The 14,240-nt window shown below is 59.7% G+C and carries 15 protein-coding genes and 1 pseudogene; 7 read left to right on the forward strand and 9 right to left on the reverse strand.

Annotation, left to right across the window (positions count from 1 at the left end; genetic code table 11):
- Positions 1 to 13: 13 nt before the first annotated feature.
- The 3 genes from rpoZ to N8H71_RS05030 form a co-directional block, all read right to left on the reverse strand.
- A complete protein-coding gene (rpoZ, locus tag N8H71_RS05020) occupies positions 14 to 277 on the reverse strand; it encodes a DNA-directed RNA polymerase subunit omega (RefSeq protein ID WP_119426810.1) in 264 nt (87 codons plus the stop codon).
- A 168-nt stretch (positions 278 to 445) separates the two neighbouring features.
- Positions 446 to 1,066 carry a guanylate kinase gene (gene gmk, locus N8H71_RS05025; protein ID WP_003229498.1) on the reverse strand — a complete coding sequence of 207 codons (621 nt, stop codon included), beginning with the start codon at positions 1,064 to 1,066 and terminating at the stop codon, positions 446 to 448.
- Between the two features lie 10 nt (positions 1,067 to 1,076).
- The gene (locus N8H71_RS05030; RefSeq protein WP_007954440.1) at positions 1,077 to 1,940 is read right to left on the reverse strand and encodes a YicC/YloC family endoribonuclease; all 864 of its coding nucleotides are present in this window, start codon (positions 1,938 to 1,940) and stop codon (positions 1,077 to 1,079) included.
- A gap of 267 nt (positions 1,941 to 2,207) precedes the next feature.
- Here N8H71_RS05030 and rph point away from each other — a divergent pair, with 267 nt between their 5' ends.
- The 3 genes from rph (at position 2,208) to gltS (ending at position 4,922) form a co-directional block, all read left to right on the forward strand.
- Complete coding sequence (gene rph, locus N8H71_RS05035) at positions 2,208 to 2,930, forward strand: ribonuclease PH (RefSeq protein ID WP_003229494.1); 723 nt, start codon at positions 2,208 to 2,210, stop codon at positions 2,928 to 2,930.
- A 29-nt stretch (positions 2,931 to 2,959) separates the two neighbouring features.
- The gene (locus N8H71_RS05040; protein ID WP_085731380.1) at positions 2,960 to 3,328 is read left to right on the forward strand and encodes a DUF4870 domain-containing protein; all 369 of its coding nucleotides are present in this window, start codon (positions 2,960 to 2,962) and stop codon (positions 3,326 to 3,328) included.
- A 385-nt stretch (positions 3,329 to 3,713) separates the two neighbouring features.
- Positions 3,714 to 4,922, forward strand: coding sequence for a sodium/glutamate symporter (gltS, locus tag N8H71_RS05045; RefSeq protein ID WP_262193161.1), 1,209 nt, complete (start codon positions 3,714 to 3,716; stop codon positions 4,920 to 4,922).
- Positions 4,923 to 5,003: 81 nt separating this feature from the next.
- On the opposite strand, the gene N8H71_RS05050 is transcribed toward gltS, so the two are convergent.
- Positions 5,004 to 5,783: an exodeoxyribonuclease III gene (locus N8H71_RS05050; protein WP_007920349.1), complete on the reverse strand. Its 780-nt coding sequence runs from the start codon at positions 5,781 to 5,783 to the stop codon at positions 5,004 to 5,006.
- Between the two features lie 82 nt (positions 5,784 to 5,865).
- On the opposite strand from N8H71_RS05050, the gene pyrE reads away from it, so the two are divergent.
- Entirely contained in the window at positions 5,866 to 6,510 is a 645-nt protein-coding gene (gene pyrE / locus N8H71_RS05055) for an orotate phosphoribosyltransferase (RefSeq protein ID WP_007954442.1), read from the forward strand.
- A gap of 70 nt (positions 6,511 to 6,580) precedes the next feature.
- Here pyrE and argB read toward each other — a convergent pair whose 3' ends face one another.
- From argB to coaBC, 4 genes and pseudogenes are all read right to left on the reverse strand, one after another.
- Positions 6,581 to 7,486, reverse strand: a complete 906-nt coding sequence (gene argB, locus N8H71_RS05060; RefSeq protein ID WP_007954443.1) for an acetylglutamate kinase — start codon at positions 7,484 to 7,486, stop codon at positions 6,581 to 6,583.
- A 24-nt stretch (positions 7,487 to 7,510) separates the two neighbouring features.
- Positions 7,511 to 8,887 (reverse strand): annotated as a pseudogene (locus N8H71_RS05065) (phosphomannomutase/phosphoglucomutase); the annotation flags it as partial.
- 263 nt (positions 8,888 to 9,150) lie between these two features.
- Positions 9,151 to 9,606 (reverse strand): dUTP diphosphatase, encoded by a 456-nt coding sequence (gene dut / locus N8H71_RS05070; protein ID WP_007954445.1) that lies wholly within the window; start codon positions 9,604 to 9,606, stop codon positions 9,151 to 9,153.
- A gap of 5 nt (positions 9,607 to 9,611) precedes the next feature.
- Positions 9,612 to 10,820, reverse strand: coding sequence for a bifunctional phosphopantothenoylcysteine decarboxylase/phosphopantothenate--cysteine ligase CoaBC (coaBC, locus tag N8H71_RS05075; protein WP_085708873.1), 1,209 nt, complete (start codon positions 10,818 to 10,820; stop codon positions 9,612 to 9,614).
- A 135-nt stretch (positions 10,821 to 10,955) separates the two neighbouring features.
- Between coaBC and radC the strand changes: the two genes are divergently transcribed.
- Positions 10,956 to 11,630: a RadC family protein gene (gene radC / locus N8H71_RS05080; RefSeq protein WP_007954447.1), complete on the forward strand. Its 675-nt coding sequence runs from the start codon at positions 10,956 to 10,958 to the stop codon at positions 11,628 to 11,630.
- Between the two features lie 125 nt (positions 11,631 to 11,755).
- Here radC and N8H71_RS05085 read toward each other — a convergent pair whose 3' ends face one another.
- The gene (locus N8H71_RS05085; RefSeq protein ID WP_085606123.1) at positions 11,756 to 13,342 is read right to left on the reverse strand and encodes an ABC transporter substrate-binding protein; all 1,587 of its coding nucleotides are present in this window, start codon (positions 13,340 to 13,342) and stop codon (positions 11,756 to 11,758) included.
- A 446-nt stretch (positions 13,343 to 13,788) separates the two neighbouring features.
- Here N8H71_RS05085 and rpmB point away from each other — a divergent pair, with 446 nt between their 5' ends.
- Together rpmB and rpmG are read left to right on the forward strand one after the other, a co-directional pair.
- Positions 13,789 to 14,022: a 50S ribosomal protein L28 gene (gene rpmB / locus N8H71_RS05090; RefSeq protein WP_003177273.1), complete on the forward strand. Its 234-nt coding sequence runs from the start codon at positions 13,789 to 13,791 to the stop codon at positions 14,020 to 14,022.
- An 11-nt stretch (positions 14,023 to 14,033) separates the two neighbouring features.
- Positions 14,034 to 14,189, forward strand: a complete 156-nt coding sequence (rpmG, locus tag N8H71_RS05095; protein ID WP_003177274.1) for a 50S ribosomal protein L33 — start codon at positions 14,034 to 14,036, stop codon at positions 14,187 to 14,189.
- The last annotated feature ends 51 nt before the right edge of the window (positions 14,190 to 14,240 follow it).

The following is a 14,240-nucleotide window of genomic DNA, read 5'->3' on the forward strand; positions in this document are numbered from 1 at the left end:
ACCAGGCATAGGCTTAGACGGCCTCGTTGGACTCGTCCTCGAACGCAGCGAAGACAGGGTCTTCGTGGACGATTTCCTGCTCGGCGATGAACTCGTAGGTAATCATGCCTTCAGCGATTTCACGCAGCGCAACTACGGTCGGTTTGTCGTTTTCCCACTGAACCAGGGGCTCTTTGCCGCCGGTGGCCAGTTGACGGGCACGCTTGGTAGAGAGCATGACCAGCTCAAAGCGGTTTTCCACGTGTTCTAGGCAGTCTTCAACGGTTACGCGGGCCATGGTATTCCTCGGAGCGAATGCAATATGCGCGCTGCCCGGTTGGGCGAGCGGACTCAACAGTTTAAAAAATCACCAGCGATTAGGGAAGCGCTGATTTTTTGACCAGACTCTTCAACGCGCTGCAAGTGCCAATGTAAAGCCCTTGCAGCGGTTTTGGGAAGTGCTGTTTCAGCCCAGCAATTCAGCCAGCAATTTGCCGAAACGCACCTGTTGGCGTTTCTGTTGCAGCTGATTGGCGCGGAAAATCGCCTTCAGATCGTCAAGTGCGTGGGCGAAATCGTCGTTGATGATCAGGTAGTCGTACTCGACGTAGTGGCTCATCTCGCTGACGGCTTCGCGCATCCGGCCGTCGATGATCTCGTCGCTGTCCTGGCCACGGTTGGTCAGGCGCTGGTGCAGGGCCTGCAGCGATGGCGGCAGAATGAAGATCGAGCGGGCCTGCGGCATCAGCTTGCGCACTTGCTCGGCGCCTTGCCAGTCGATTTCCAGAATCAGGTCGTGGCCTTCGTCCAGGGTCTGCTGCAGGCGGCTTTGCGAGGTGCCGTAGAAGTTGCCGAAGACTTCGGCGCGTTCCAGGAAGTCGCCGTGCTCGCCCATCTTCACGAACTCTTCGCGGGTCACGAAGTGATAGTTCACTCCGTCCACTTCGCCCGGGCGCATGGCGCGGGTGGTGTGGGAAATCGAGACGCGGATTTCCGGGTTGGCGTCGGTCAGGGCCTTGACCAGACTGCTCTTGCCCGCACCCGAAGGGGCGGAAATGATGTACAGGGTGCCTGTGCTGTGGGTCATGTCTGTTGCCTTACTCAATATTCTGCACTTGTTCGCGCATCTGCTCGATCAACACCTTGAGGTTGACCGCCGCCTGGGTGCTGCGCGGATCGAAGGCCTTGGAGCCCAGTGTGTTGGCTTCGCGGTTGAGTTCCTGCATCAGGAAGTCCAGGCGCCGGCCGGCGGCACCGCCGGACTTCAAGACCCGGCGAACTTCGATGATGTGGGTGCTCAGGCGATCCAGTTCTTCGGCCACGTCGCTCTTTTGCGCGAGCATGACCATTTCCTGTTCCAGACGCTGAGGGTCCATCTCGGCCTTCATGTCGGCGAAGCGGTCGAGGACTTTCTGGCGCTGGGTGGCGAGCATTTGCGGAACCAGTTCGCGCAGGGTCACCACGTCTTCCTCGATGGAGGTCAGGCGATCGTTGATCAGGCGCGCCAGCTCCGCGCCTTCGCGCTCGCGGCCGGCCTTGAGGTCTTTCAGGCCCTGATTGAACAGGGCCAGCGCTTCGGCGTTCAACGCCTGCGGGTCGGTGGCGTCGGCCACCAGTACGCCCGGCCAGGCCAGTACTTCCAGCGGGTTCAGCGCGGCCGGGTTCTTGATCAGGCCGGCGACGGTTTCGGCCGCGGCGACCAGTTGTGCGGCGCGCTCGCGATCCACTTGCAGCGGCTTGCCGGTGCTTTCCTCGGTGAAGCGCAGGGTGCATTCCAGTTTGCCGCGCGACAGGCCCTGGCGCAGGGCTTCGCGGACGGCGCCTTCGAGGTCGCGAAACGATTCCGGCAAACGCAGATGGGGTTCCAGGTAGCGGCTGTTGACCGAGCGCAGCTCCCAGCTCAGGGTGCCCTGAACGCCGGCTTTTTCGACGCGGGCGAAGGCGGTCATGCTGTGCACCATGGGGTGACCTCGCGATACAGATCGGCGCGAATTGAAGCTCCGCAGCTCGATATCAATGAATTTAAGCCGACTGGCAGCAAAGGCGCAGGATTGTAGCGCAGTGCGGCAGATGCGCCCAAACACACGGTGTGACAAAGGGCTGCAGGCCGTCGGCGAAGCGCGTTTCAGGGCCTTCGGTCGTCGGCGGGATTTTTTAACGAGTGCCCAGGCGCGGTGCGCGGCTCTATAATGCTCCGCAGTTTTCCGTCCCCAGTACAGGTATCTCCTATGAAACGTCCAAGTGGTCGCGCTGCCGATCAGCTCCGCTCGATCCGCATTACCCGCAACTACACCAAACACGCCGAGGGATCCGTACTGGTCGAATTCGGTGATACCAAAGTCATCTGCACCGTCAGCGTCGAAAATGGCGTGCCGCGTTTCCTCAAAGGTCAGGGCCAGGGTTGGCTGACCGCCGAATACGGCATGCTGCCGCGCGCCACTGGCGAGCGTAACCAGCGTGAAGCCAGCCGTGGCAAGCAGGGCGGTCGCACCCTGGAAATCCAGCGTCTGATCGGCCGTTCCCTGCGCGCTGCGCTGGATATGTCCAAGCTGGGTGACGTCACCCTGTACGTCGACTGCGACGTGATCCAGGCCGACGGCGGCACCCGCACCGCGTCGATCACCGGCGCCATGGTGGCGCTGGTCGATGCACTGAAAGTGATCAAGAAGCGCGGCGGCCTGAAAGGCGGCGACCCGCTCAAGCAAATGATCGGCGCTGTTTCCGTGGGCATGTACCAGGGCGAGCCGGTGCTGGATCTGGACTATCTTGAAGATTCCGCCGCCGAGACCGACCTCAACGTGGTAATGACCAGCACCGGTGGTTTCATCGAAGTGCAGGGTACCGCCGAAGGCGCGCCGTTCCAGCCTGAAGAGCTGAACGCGATGCTGGAGCTGGCCAAGAAAGGCATGAACGAGATTTTCGAACTGCAAAAGGCTGCACTGGCCGACTGAGCAGGTTCGTAACCCGCAAGGAGGACGCGATGAGTGATGAGCAAGAGTTGCTGCCCAAGCCGAGCCAGGAGGTTCGTCAATGGGCGATGTTTTGTCACTTGTCCGCCTTGTTGGGGATCTGGATTCCGTTCGGCACGCTGATCGGGCCGTTGGTCCTGTGGCAGATGAAGCGCGAGACCGATCCGTTCATCGACGCCCAGGGCAAGGAAGCGCTGAATTTCCAGATCACCGTGGCGATCGCTTCGATGATCTGCTTCGTGCTGATGCTGTTGATCATCGGGTTCGTGCTGTTCGGCCTGCTGGCCATTGCGGCGCTGGTGTTGACGATCATCGGTGGCGTAAAAGCCAATGAAGGTTTTCCGTATCGTTATCCGTTTACCTGGCGGTTGATCAAATAGCATTCAGCCGAAAGGTGCATGTTGGAATAATTAATTCTGCATATTTAAAAGCCCTGACTTATCAGGGCTTTTTTTGCAACTAAATAAACCTGCTTTGTTTGTAGGAGTATTCTGTCTGCGATGAGTGGTAGAAGATATTTTATATATTCATCCATCTTACATTTTTAGTCACAACTGTAATGCCTTGGTCTTACCAAGGTCATTGGCAGCATGAGTTTGTGCTTGTTAAGGTTGTCGCACGTAATATTCCTTCAGAAATATTTCGATATGTTCAAGCCATCGAAGGCTTTTGAATCCCAGTGTTTCCGGTGCTGAACAGTTCACCGGTTCATGAGGCGTATCCAGGGAAAGTTCGCCTCTGAATATATAGCCAAGAATAATCCAGATGATTCAGCTCGATTTCTACGGCACGCTCGTGGCCGCTTCCCTCGTACTTTTGCTGGGGCGCGGCCTTGTATTCCGTGTTGGTGTACTGCGCAATTTCAATATTCCCGAACCCGTTGCGGGTGGCCTGTTGGTTGCTCTGGTCCTTCTGGTATTGCGAGCGCTCGATATGGAAGTTCGTTTCGATACATCGTTGCAGACACCGCTCATGCTGGCGTTTTTTGCCACTATCGGTCTGAGTGCCGACTTCGCCAGCCTCAAGAAGGGCGGTCGCGTAGTGGGCGTATTTCTACTGGCGGTCACCGGCCTCCTGATCCTGCAGAACGCCATGGGTATCGGACTCGCCACAATGCTGGGGCTCGATCCGCTGATGGGGCTGTTGACGGGCTCTATCACGCTAGCCGGAGGTCACGGAACCGGCGCCGCGTGGGGAACGGTATTCAGCGAGAAATACGGCCTGGCTTCCGCCTCTGAACTGGCGATAGCCTCGGCGACATTCGGTCTGGTGCTGGGTGGTCTGATCGGTGGGCCGGTTGCTCGCCTGCTTATCAAGCGTGTAGAGGTGCCTGGTTGCCACGCGCAGGAGGCGCCGCGTCTGCCAAAGGGCTTCGAGCAGCCGAACAAGGAGCGCTCGATCACGCCATTTTCATTCATCGAAACCCTGGCACTGATCGCGGTCAGTCTGCTGGTCGGCAATCTCCTGAACGGACTGTTGCATGGCACGGCTTTCGAGTTGCCGACATTCGTTTGTGTTTTGTTCGTGGGTGTTGTGCTGCGCAACGGCCTCTCGGCGTTTGGCCTGTATCAGGTATTCGAGCGTGAAGTTTCGGTGCTGGGCAACGTCAGCCTGTCGCTGTTTCTGGCGATTGCGCTGATGTCACTCAAGTTGTGGGACCTGGCAGCGCTGGCGTTGCCGATCTTCATCATTCTGGCCGTGCAGGCACTGGTCATGGCGCTGTTCGCGGTGTTCGTGACGTTCAGGGTGATGGGGCGCAACTACGATGCGGCAGTGCTGGCGGCGGGGCATTGCGGTTTCGGCCTTGGTGCGACGCCGACTGCCATCGCCAACATGCAAGCGGTGACGCAGCGTTACGGGCCTTCGCAGATCGCGTTTCTGGTCGTACCGATGGTGGGTGCATTCTTCATCGATATCATCAATGTCATCGTGATCAAGTTGTACCTGGCGCTGCCGTTCTTCGCTGCTGTCTAAAGCACATTCCAGCCTGAGACTGACCCATAAAAAATGCCCGTATCCTGCGATACGGGCATTTTTTCTACTGCGAAACGACGCTTAGATAGTCAGCGTCCAGTCGTAGTCGACGATCAGCGGCGCGTGCTGCGAGAACCGTGGCTGACGCGGCAGGCGTGCACTGCGCACGAAACGCCGCAGGCCCGGGGTCAGGATCTGGTAGTCGAAACGCCAGCCCAGATTCAGCATCTCGGCCTGTTCGTTGTCCGGCCACCAGCTGTACTGGTCGCCTTCGCGGCTGACTTCGCGCAGGGCGTCTACGTAGCCCATGTTGCCGACAATCTCGTCCATCCAGGCGCGTTCTGGCGCCAGGAAGCCCGGAGATTGCTGGCTGTCGCGCCAGTTCTTGATGTCGAGCTTCTGCTGCGCGACGTACAGCGAGCCACAATAAATGTACTCGCGACGTTTGCGCCGCTGTTTGTCCAGGTACTTGCCGAAGTCGTCCATGAGCTTGAACTTCTGGTTCAAGTCCTCATCGCCGTTCATCCCCGAAGGGAGCAGCAAGGTGGCAATACTGACTTTGTCGAAATCTGCTTGCAGGTAGCGCCCGTAGCGGTCGGCCGTCTCGAATCCGAGACCGCTGATGACAGCCTTCGGTTGCAACCGCGAATACAAAGCCACGCCGCCTTGGGCAGGGACTTCAGCATCGCAGGCATAAAGGAAGTAGCCATCCAGTTGGAAGGCTGGGTCGTCCAGTTCAAAGGCGGAGGCACGGGTGTCCTGCAGGCAGATGACGTCGGCATTCTGTGCCTGCAGCCAACTGAGCAAACCGCGCTCGACTGCAGCCTGAATACCATTGACGTTCACACTGATGATCCGCATAAATGGCCCCAAAAATCGCGTGCGTGTATGATACACGGCGTCAAGCTAATTAGCTAAATCCGTGGTATTTGGGGTTTTTTTCATGCAAGCGTATCAGCGCGATTTCATTCGTTTTGCCATCGATCGCGGCGTTTTGCGCTTCGGTGAGTTCACCCTGAAGTCCGGGCGCACCAGTCCTTACTTCTTCAATGCCGGCCTGTTCAATTCGGGTTCGGCGCTGGCGCAGCTGGGTCGTTTCTACGCCGCAGCCATCGCCGAGAGCGGTATTCCGTTCGACGTATTGTTCGGCCCGGCCTACAAAGGCATCCCGCTGGCGGCAACCACTGCCGTGGCGCTGGCCGAGCACCACAACCGTGACCTGCCATGGTGCTTCAACCGCAAGGAAGCCAAGGCCCACGGCGAAGGTGGCAGCCTGGTCGGCGCACCGCTGACCGGTGAAGTGCTGATCATCGACGACGTGATCACCGCCGGCACTGCGATCCGTGAGGTGATGCAGATCATCGCTTCCCAGGACGGCGCCAAGGCTGCTGGCGTGCTGATCGCCCTGAACCGTCAGGAGCGCGGCAACGGCGAGCTGTCGGCGATTCAGGAAGTCGAGCGTGATTTCGGCATCCCGGTCATCAGCATCGTGTCGCTGAACCAGGTGCTGGAATTCCTGGCAGACGACCCGCAGCTCAAGCAGCACCTGCCAGCCGTTGAAGCTTATCGCGCCCAGTTCGGCGTCTGATCGCTTCTTCCGGGTAAAAAAAGACCCCGCTCAGCCAGGCTGAGCGGGGCCTTTTTGTATGCGCTATCGCTTACGGACGCTTGCGATTGCTGATCAGCGTACCTACACCGGTGTCGGTGAAGATTTCCAGCAGGATCGCATTCGGCACGCGGCCGTCGATGATCAGCGAGCTGCCCACGCCGCCCTGAACCGCTTCCAGCGCGCAGCGGATCTTCGGCAGCATGCCGCCGTAGATGGTGCCGTCGGCGATCAGGTCGTCGACTTGCTGGGTGCTCAGGCCGGTCAGCACGGTGCCCGATTTGTCCATCAGGCCGGCGATGTTGGTCAGCAACATCAGCTTCTCGGCTTTCAGCGCTTCGGCAACCTTGCCAGCCACCAGGTCAGCGTTGATGTTGTACGACTCGCCGTTTTCACCCACACCGATCGGCGCGATCACCGGGATGAAGTTGCCTTTGACCAGCAGGTTCAGCAGTTCGGTGTTGATCCCGACCACTTCGCCCACATGGCCGATGTCGATGATTTCCGGCTGGGTCATCTCCGGGGTCTGGCGGGTGACGGTGAGCTTTTTCGCACGAATCAGCCCGGCGTCTTTACCGGTCAGGCCGATGGCGCTGCCGCCGTGGCGGTTGATCAGGTTGACGATGCTTTTGTTGACCTGGCCGCCGAGGACCATTTCCACCACGTCCATGGTCGCGGCGTCGGTGACGCGCATGCCGTCGACGAAATGGCTTTCGATCGACAGGCGCTTGAGCAGATCACCGATCTGCGGGCCACCGCCGTGCACGACCACCGGGTTGATGCCCACGGCTTTCATCAGCACGATGTCGCGGGCGAAGCCGGTTTTCAGCTCCTCGCTTTCCATCGCGTTGCCGCCGTATTTGATCACCAGGGTCTTGCCGACGTATCGGCGGATGTAAGGCAGCGCTTCGGACAGGACCTTGGCAGTGTTGGCGGCGGCATCGCGTTCGAGGGTCATTCAGGGCTCCGGGTGAATCAGCAATCAGAACGGTAGTTGGAGATCAGGTGCAACGCGTTTCAGTTGGGCATGGAACACAGCCTTGATGCGCTGCAGTTCAGCCTCGTCATCGGCCTCGAAGCGCAGCACCAGCACCGGTGTGGTGTTGGACGCGCGCACCAGGCCCCAGCCTTTGGCGTAGTCGACCCGCACGCCGTCAATGGTGGTCAGGTCGGCGCCTGGGCCCCACTGTGCATCGTGCAGTGCATCAATGATGCTGAATTTGCTCTCTTCGGTCACATGGATATTGATTTCCGGCGTGGAAATATCGTTCGGGAAGGTCGCGAATAGCGTTTCCGCGTCGGATTTTTCCTTGCTGAGGATTTCCAGCAGCCGTGCGGCGCTGTAAATGCCGTCGTCGAAACCGAACCAGCGTTCCTTGAAGAAAATGTGCCCGCTCATTTCTCCGGCCAATAGCGCACCGGACTGTTTCATCTTCTTTTTGATCAACGAGTGACCGGTCTTCCACATTAACGACTGGCCGCCGTATTCCTTGATCAGCGGAATCAGGCGACGGGTGCATTTGACGTCGAAGATGATTTCTGCGCCCGGGTTGCGGGCCAGCACGTCACGGGCGAACAGCATCAGCAGACGGTCCGGAAAGACGATGGTGCCGGTGTTGGTCACCACGCCGACGCGATCGCCGTCGCCGTCGAAGGCCAGGCCGATGTCAGCCTTGGTTTCCTTGACCTTGGCGATCAGGTCGACGAGGTTTTCAGGCTTGCCCGGATCCGGGTGATGGTTCGGGAAGTTACCGTCGACTTCGCAGAATAGAGGGATGACTTCGCAGTTCAGCGCTTCGATCAGTTGCGGGGCGATCACGCCGGCCGCGCCGTTGCCGCAGTCGACCACGACTTTCAGGCGCCGGGCCAGTTTGATGTCCTGGACGATTTCGGTGTTGTAACGATCGAGAATTTCGACCTGGGTCACGCTGCCCGTGCCGCTGCTCAGATTGCCGGTCTTGATTCGGTCATGCAGGACCTGGATCTGTTCGTTGGCGAGAGTGTCGCCGGCGATCACGATCTTGAAGCCGTTGTAGTTCGACGGGTTGTGGCTGCCGGTGAGCATCACGCCGGATTTGCCGGCCAACACGTTGGCGGCGTAGTACAGCGCAGGCGTCGGCACCAGGCCGACGTCGCTGACATGGCAGCCGCTTTCGGCGATGCCGCGGATCAGCTCGGCAACCAGTTCCGGACCGGACAGGCGGCCGTCACGGCCGACGGACACGTTCGGTTCGCCCTGGGCCAGGCTCTGGGAGCCAATGGCGCGGCCGATCCAGTAGGCGGTTTCGGCATTGAGGAATTCCGGCACGGTGCCGCGAATGTCGTAGGCGCGGAAGATGCTGTCGGGAAGCTTCGGGGCGACTTGGGCGGGGGTGCTCATCTGCGAAAATGCTCCATCTCGAAAGTGGCGGGACATGCCGGCGAATCAATACGACGGCAGACTCAAACTGAAGGGTATGACGGCGCTTTTCCCAGAGAGTTCGTGGTGTGAAAGGGCCATGACGCCTTGTGCGGCGTGGCTTTGGCCTGCCAATGCCTTGATTTTCGGCGCTAAACCTTGCAGATGACATTTTGAATTTCTTGGCGAGAAACACGCCCTCGCCACGACAGATTTCTAGCCGATCACTTGGTGCCGGAGTGACCGAAACCACCAGCGCCGCGTTCGGTCTCGACGAACTCTTCGACCATTTCGAAGTGCGCCTGCACCACCGGCACCAGCACCAACTGCGCCAGGCGCTCGCCGACCGGCATGGTGAATTCGGTCTGGCCACGGTTCCAGCAGGACACCATCAGCGGGCCCTGGTAGTCGGAGTCGATCAGACCGACGAGGTTGCCCAGCACGATGCCGTGCTTATGGCCCATGCCCGAGCGCGGCAGGATCAGCGCGGCGAGGTTCGGATCGCCGATGTAGACCGACAGCCCGGTAGGGATCAGCACGGTTTCACCCGGCTTGATCACGATGTCCTCTTGCAGCATGGCGCGCAGGTCGAGGCCGGCGGAGCCCGGTGTAGCGTATTGCGGCAGCGGGAATTCGGTGCCGATGCGTGGGTCGAGGATCTTGGCTTGCAAAGCGTGCATGTAAATTAAACCTGGTTCAGACGTTCGGCGATAAAAGTGACGAGCTGGCGAGCGATCTTGCTCTTGCTGGTCTGGGCGAAAACCGTGGCGTGCAGCCCACGGTCGATGACGCTGCAGGCGTTTTCTTCGCTGTTGAAACCGATGCTCGGGTTGGCGACGTCGTTGGCGACGATCAGATCGAGATTCTTGTCCTTCAGCTTGCGTGCAGCGTAGTCGAGCAGGTGTTCGGTCTCGGCGGCGAAACCGACACTGAACGGACGATCGGGACGGGTCGCGATGGTGGCCAGGATGTCCGGGTTGCGCACCATTTGCAGGACGAAGCCGTCACCGCTCGTAGGGTCTTTCTTTAATTTTTGCGGGGCGACGACTTCCGGACGGTAATCCGCCACCGCCGCCGAGGCGATGAAGATGTCGCAAGGGATCGCGGCTTCACACGCTGCGAGCATGTCGCGGGCGCTGACCACGTCGATCCGGGTGACGCGATCCGGCGTCGGCAGGTGCACCGGGCCGCTGATCAGGGTCACGCGGGCGCCGGCTTCCACTGCTGCTTCAGCCAGGGCGAAGCCCATTTTGCCGGAGCTGTGGTTGGTGATGTAGCGCACCGGGTCGATGTTTTCCTGGGTCGGGCCGGCGGTGATCACCACGTGCTTGCCGGTCAGCGCCTGACGCTGGAAGCAGTCCGCCGCGAGCTGGGCCAGATCGGTGGCTTCCATCATGCGGCCCATGCCGACGTCGCCGCAGGCCTGGCTGCCGGAGGCCGGGCCGAAGGTCTTCAGGCCACGGCTTTCAAGGAGTTGCAGGTTGGCCTGAGTCGCCGGGTCGCGCCACATGGCCTGGTTCATGGCCGGGGCGACAGCGACGATGGCGTCGGTGGCCAGCACCAATGTGGTCAGCAGATCGTTGGCAATGCCTTGGGCCAGGCGAGCCAGCAGGTCGGCGGTGGCCGGGGCGATCAGCACCAGATCGGCCCATTTGGCCAGTTCGATGTGGCCCATCGCCGCTTCGGCAGCCGGGTCGAGCAAATCCAGGTGAACCGGGTGGCCGGACAGCGCCTGCATGGTCAGCGGGGTGATGAATTCGCTGCCGCCACGGGTCATGACCACGCGCACTTCGGCGCCCTGATCGATCAGGCGGCGCACAAGGTCGGCGCTCTTGTAGGCAGCGATACCGCCGCCGACGCCCAGAACGATGCGTTTCCGATACAGCCGCTGCATAGGTCTGCCTTTCATTTCGTTGGTGACATACGTGGCGAAACCCCCTCCCCAGGGTGAATTCGCCCGCAAAAAAGATGGGCTACGATATCACAGCGACCGCTACGGAACAGCGGCGCCCACAGACAAGGAATGTGCATGAGTATTCGCGATTGGCCGGCGGCGGAAAGGCCGCGGGAGAAGTTGTTGGAACAGGGCTCGGGAAGTCTTTCCGATGCTGAATTGCTGGCGATTTTTCTAAGGACCGGCGTATCCGGTAAAAGCGCGGTGGATGTCGCAAGACATCTGTTGGGTCAGTTCGGAAGCTTGCGTGCCTTGCTTGAGGCCGATCTCGCAACGTTCAGTGAACAATTGGGCTTGGGCCCGGCGAAGTTCGCCCAGTTGCAGGCCGTGCTGGAAATGGGCCGGCGACACCTGGCCGAACGCATGCGGCAAAAAACGGCGTTGGAAAACCCGCAGGTCGTGCGTGATTACCTCAAAGCCATGCTGCGCCACGAGCCGCACGAGGTTTTCGGTTGCCTGTTTCTCGACTCCAAACATCAGGTGCTGACCTTCGAGACGCTGTTTCGCGGCTCGATCGACAACACCGCCGTGCATCCCCGGGAAGTCGTGAAGCGCTCCCTGGCCAACAACGCGGCAGCGGTGATCCTGTGCCATAACCATCCGTCGGGGAATAGCGATCCGAGTCAGGCTGATCGATTATTGACCAAGCGTTTGCAGAAGGCTTTGGAGCTGATCGACGTGCGGGTGCTCGATCACTTCATCGTCGGTGATGGCGAGCCGTTGTCGATGGCGGAGTGTGGCTGGATGTGAGGGTGATGCAGTATCCCTGTGGGAGCGAGCTTGCTCGCGAAGGCGTCATGCCAGTCGACATTGCTGTCAGCTGATAGAACGCTTTCGCGAGCAAGCTCGCTCCCACAGGGTTTGTGTGTGGCAGGTTACTTCAGGGTGACCTTGGAGTAATCCTGCCGTCCGAACGGGCTCACCGAGTAACCCTGCACGTCTTTACGCGTCAGGGCGTAGGCAGTCGGATGTGCTAGCGGCAGCCACAGCGCCTGCTGCTGAATCTGCGCCTGTGCCTGTTCATAGAGCTTGGTGCGCACGCCTTGCTCGCTGGTGGTCTTGCCGGCGCTGATCAGCTTGTCCAGGTCGGCATTGCAGTAGCGGGCGAAGTTGGTGCCGGACTTCACCGCCGCGCAGGAAAACTGCGGGGTCAGGAAGTTGTCCGGGTCGCCGTTATCGCCGGCCCAGCCCATGAACAGCAGGTCATGCTCGCCAGCCTTGGCGCGACGGATCAGTTCGCCCCATTCGATTACGCGGATTTCCGCCTGAATACCGATTTCCGCCAGATCCGATTGCAGTAACTGCGCACCGAGGCTCGGGTTCGGGTTCAGCAGGCTGCCGGACGGACGGGTCCAGATGGTGGTCTGGAAACCGTCCTTCAATCCAGCCTTGGCCAGCAATGCCTTGGCCTTGTTCACGTCGTGGGCGTAACCCGGCAGATTCTTCGCGTAGCTCCAGGTGTTCGGCGGATACGGGCCGTTGGCGGCTTCGGCGGTGTCCTCGAACACGGCTTTGAGGTAGTTGGCCTTGTCGAAGGCAAGGTTGATTGCCTGGCGCACTTCCGGTTTGTCCAGTGGGGGATGCTGGCTGTTGATGCCGACGAACGCGGTCATGAACGCGTCGGTCTTTTCGACTTTCAGCGTCGGCTCCTGCTTCGCCGCCTGTACGTCCAGTGGTTTTGGAGACAGGGCGATCTGGCACTCGTTACGCCGCAGCTTTTGCAGGCGCACGTTGGCGTCCGGGGTGATGGCGAAAATCAGCGGGTCCACCGCGGGCTTGCCGCGGAAGTAGTCCGGGTTGGCCTTGTAGCGGATCGAGGCGTCTTTCTGGAACCGAGTGAACACGAACGGGCCGGTGCCGACCGGTTGGCTGTTGAGCTTGTCGGTGGCATCGGCTTTCAGCAGCTTGTCGGCGTATTCAGCAGAATAAATGGAGGCGAAACCCATGCTCAGGGTCGCGAGGAATGTCGAGTCCGGATGATCGAGGGTGAAGCGTACGGTCAGCGGATCCAGTGCGTCGATCTTTTTGATCAGGCTCGGCAACTGCATCGACTGGGCGTGCGGGAAGCCGCTCTGGGCAACCTTGTGCCACGGGTTGGCCGGGTCGAGCATGCGGTCGAAGCTGAACTTGACGTCTTCGGCGGTCAGCTCGCGGGTCGGCTTGAAGTAGTCGGTGGTGTGGAACTTCACCTGCGGGTGCAGCTTGAACACATAGGTCAGGCCGTCGGTGCTGACTTCCCAGCTGTCGGCCAGGCTCGGGACCACCTTGCCGCTGGCGGTGTCGAAATCCACCAGACGGTTCATCAGTACGTCCGCCGAGGCGTTAGTGGTGGTCAGCGAGTTGTACTGCACCACGTCGAAGCCTTCGGGACTGGCCTCGGTGCAGACGCTCAGGGCGGCGGCCTGGGCCAGTGGACTCAGTAACAGCGGGGCGAAGAGCAGGGGGAGGGCAGCGAGGCGCATGGTCGGCTTCCTTTACAGATCGAAGGCCCATCTGCAAGTGCAGTCTGGAAAAGGCCTACCCTAGTGGTCGCGATTACAAATGACTATCCCCTTTTTGCATTTTCGGGGCTGCGCGGCGCAGGATTTGTCGGAAGAGACGGCAGGAAAAGTCTCGAACGCGGGTATGATCGTTTTTCTTCGACGAATGGTAAAAATTGCCGGCAGCCTTTGTCCAAGGCGCTTGCGGCCAGAAAAAGCGGCTTTTTAGCCATTCTTTGCACACGGAAAGTTGTTGCTCCGTGGTCTTTCTGGTATAAAGCAGCGCTCTTTTCTAGGGGCCCGGTTCCTTCGCTTGTAGGTGTAGCCGGTAAGACCTCTAAAGAATCGCGGCGCCTGGCGCCACAATGACTAGAGATTAAGCGGCCAACCCATGCCGGGTTGGGCATGTGGTTTTAGAGGGCTGAGGCATGTCTAGAGTATGTCAAGTTACCGGTAAGGGTCCGGTGACTGGGAACAACATTTCCCACGCAAACAACAAAACCCGTCGTCGTTTCCTGCCGAACCTGCAGCATCACCGCTTCTGGGTTGAAGAAGAGAAACGTTTCGTACGCCTGCGCGTTTCCGCCAAAGGCATGCGTATCATCGACAAGCGTGGCATCAGCGTTGTGCTGGCCGAGCTGCGTCGCGACGGCAAGGTTTAAGGGAGCTAATCATGCGTGAATTGATTCGTTTGATCTCGAGCGCCGGTACTGGTCACTTCTACACTACCGACAAGAACAAGCGTACTACCCCGGACAAAATCGAGATCAAGAAATATGATCCGGTTGTTCGCAAGCACGTGATCTACAAGGAAGGCAAAATCAAGTAATTGATTTTTCCCGACTTACGAAAAAGGCCCGTATCTCACGATACGGGCCTT

The sequence above is a fragment of the Pseudomonas koreensis genome (assembly GCF_025447595.1).
In the GTDB taxonomy this organism is placed as follows: domain Bacteria; phylum Pseudomonadota; class Gammaproteobacteria; order Pseudomonadales; family Pseudomonadaceae; genus Aquipseudomonas; species Aquipseudomonas koreensis_H.

Coding starts and splice junctions, on each gene's coding strand:
- rpmB (WP_003177273.1), top strand. CDS start 13,789: ATGTCTAGAGTATGTCAAGTTACCGGTAAGGGTCCGGTGACTGGGAAC.
- N8H71_RS05030 (WP_007954440.1), bottom strand. CDS start 1,940: ATGGTGCACAGCATGACCGCCTTCGCCCGCGTCGAAAAAGCCGGCGTT.
- gltS (WP_262193161.1), top strand. CDS start 3,714: ATGATTCAGCTCGATTTCTACGGCACGCTCGTGGCCGCTTCCCTCGTA.
- rph (WP_003229494.1), top strand. CDS start 2,208: ATGAAACGTCCAAGTGGTCGCGCTGCCGATCAGCTCCGCTCGATCCGC.
- gmk (WP_003229498.1), bottom strand. CDS start 1,066: ATGACCCACAGCACAGGCACCCTGTACATCATTTCCGCCCCTTCGGGT.
- dut (WP_007954445.1), bottom strand. CDS start 9,606: ATGCACGCTTTGCAAGCCAAGATCCTCGACCCACGCATCGGCACCGAA.
- coaBC (WP_085708873.1), bottom strand. CDS start 10,820: ATGCAGCGGCTGTATCGGAAACGCATCGTTCTGGGCGTCGGCGGCGGT.
- radC (WP_007954447.1), top strand. CDS start 10,956: ATGAGTATTCGCGATTGGCCGGCGGCGGAAAGGCCGCGGGAGAAGTTG.
- N8H71_RS05050 (WP_007920349.1), bottom strand. CDS start 5,783: ATGCGGATCATCAGTGTGAACGTCAATGGTATTCAGGCTGCAGTCGAG.
- N8H71_RS05085 (WP_085606123.1), bottom strand. CDS start 13,342: ATGCGCCTCGCTGCCCTCCCCCTGCTCTTCGCCCCGCTGTTACTGAGT.
- argB (WP_007954443.1), bottom strand. CDS start 7,486: ATGACCCTCGAACGCGATGCCGCCGCCAACACTGCCAAGGTCCTGTCC.
- N8H71_RS05040 (WP_085731380.1), top strand. CDS start 2,960: ATGAGTGATGAGCAAGAGTTGCTGCCCAAGCCGAGCCAGGAGGTTCGT.
- rpmG (WP_003177274.1), top strand. CDS start 14,034: ATGCGTGAATTGATTCGTTTGATCTCGAGCGCCGGTACTGGTCACTTC.
- pyrE (WP_007954442.1), top strand. CDS start 5,866: ATGCAAGCGTATCAGCGCGATTTCATTCGTTTTGCCATCGATCGCGGC.
- rpoZ (WP_119426810.1), bottom strand. CDS start 277: ATGGCCCGCGTAACCGTTGAAGACTGCCTAGAACACGTGGAAAACCGC.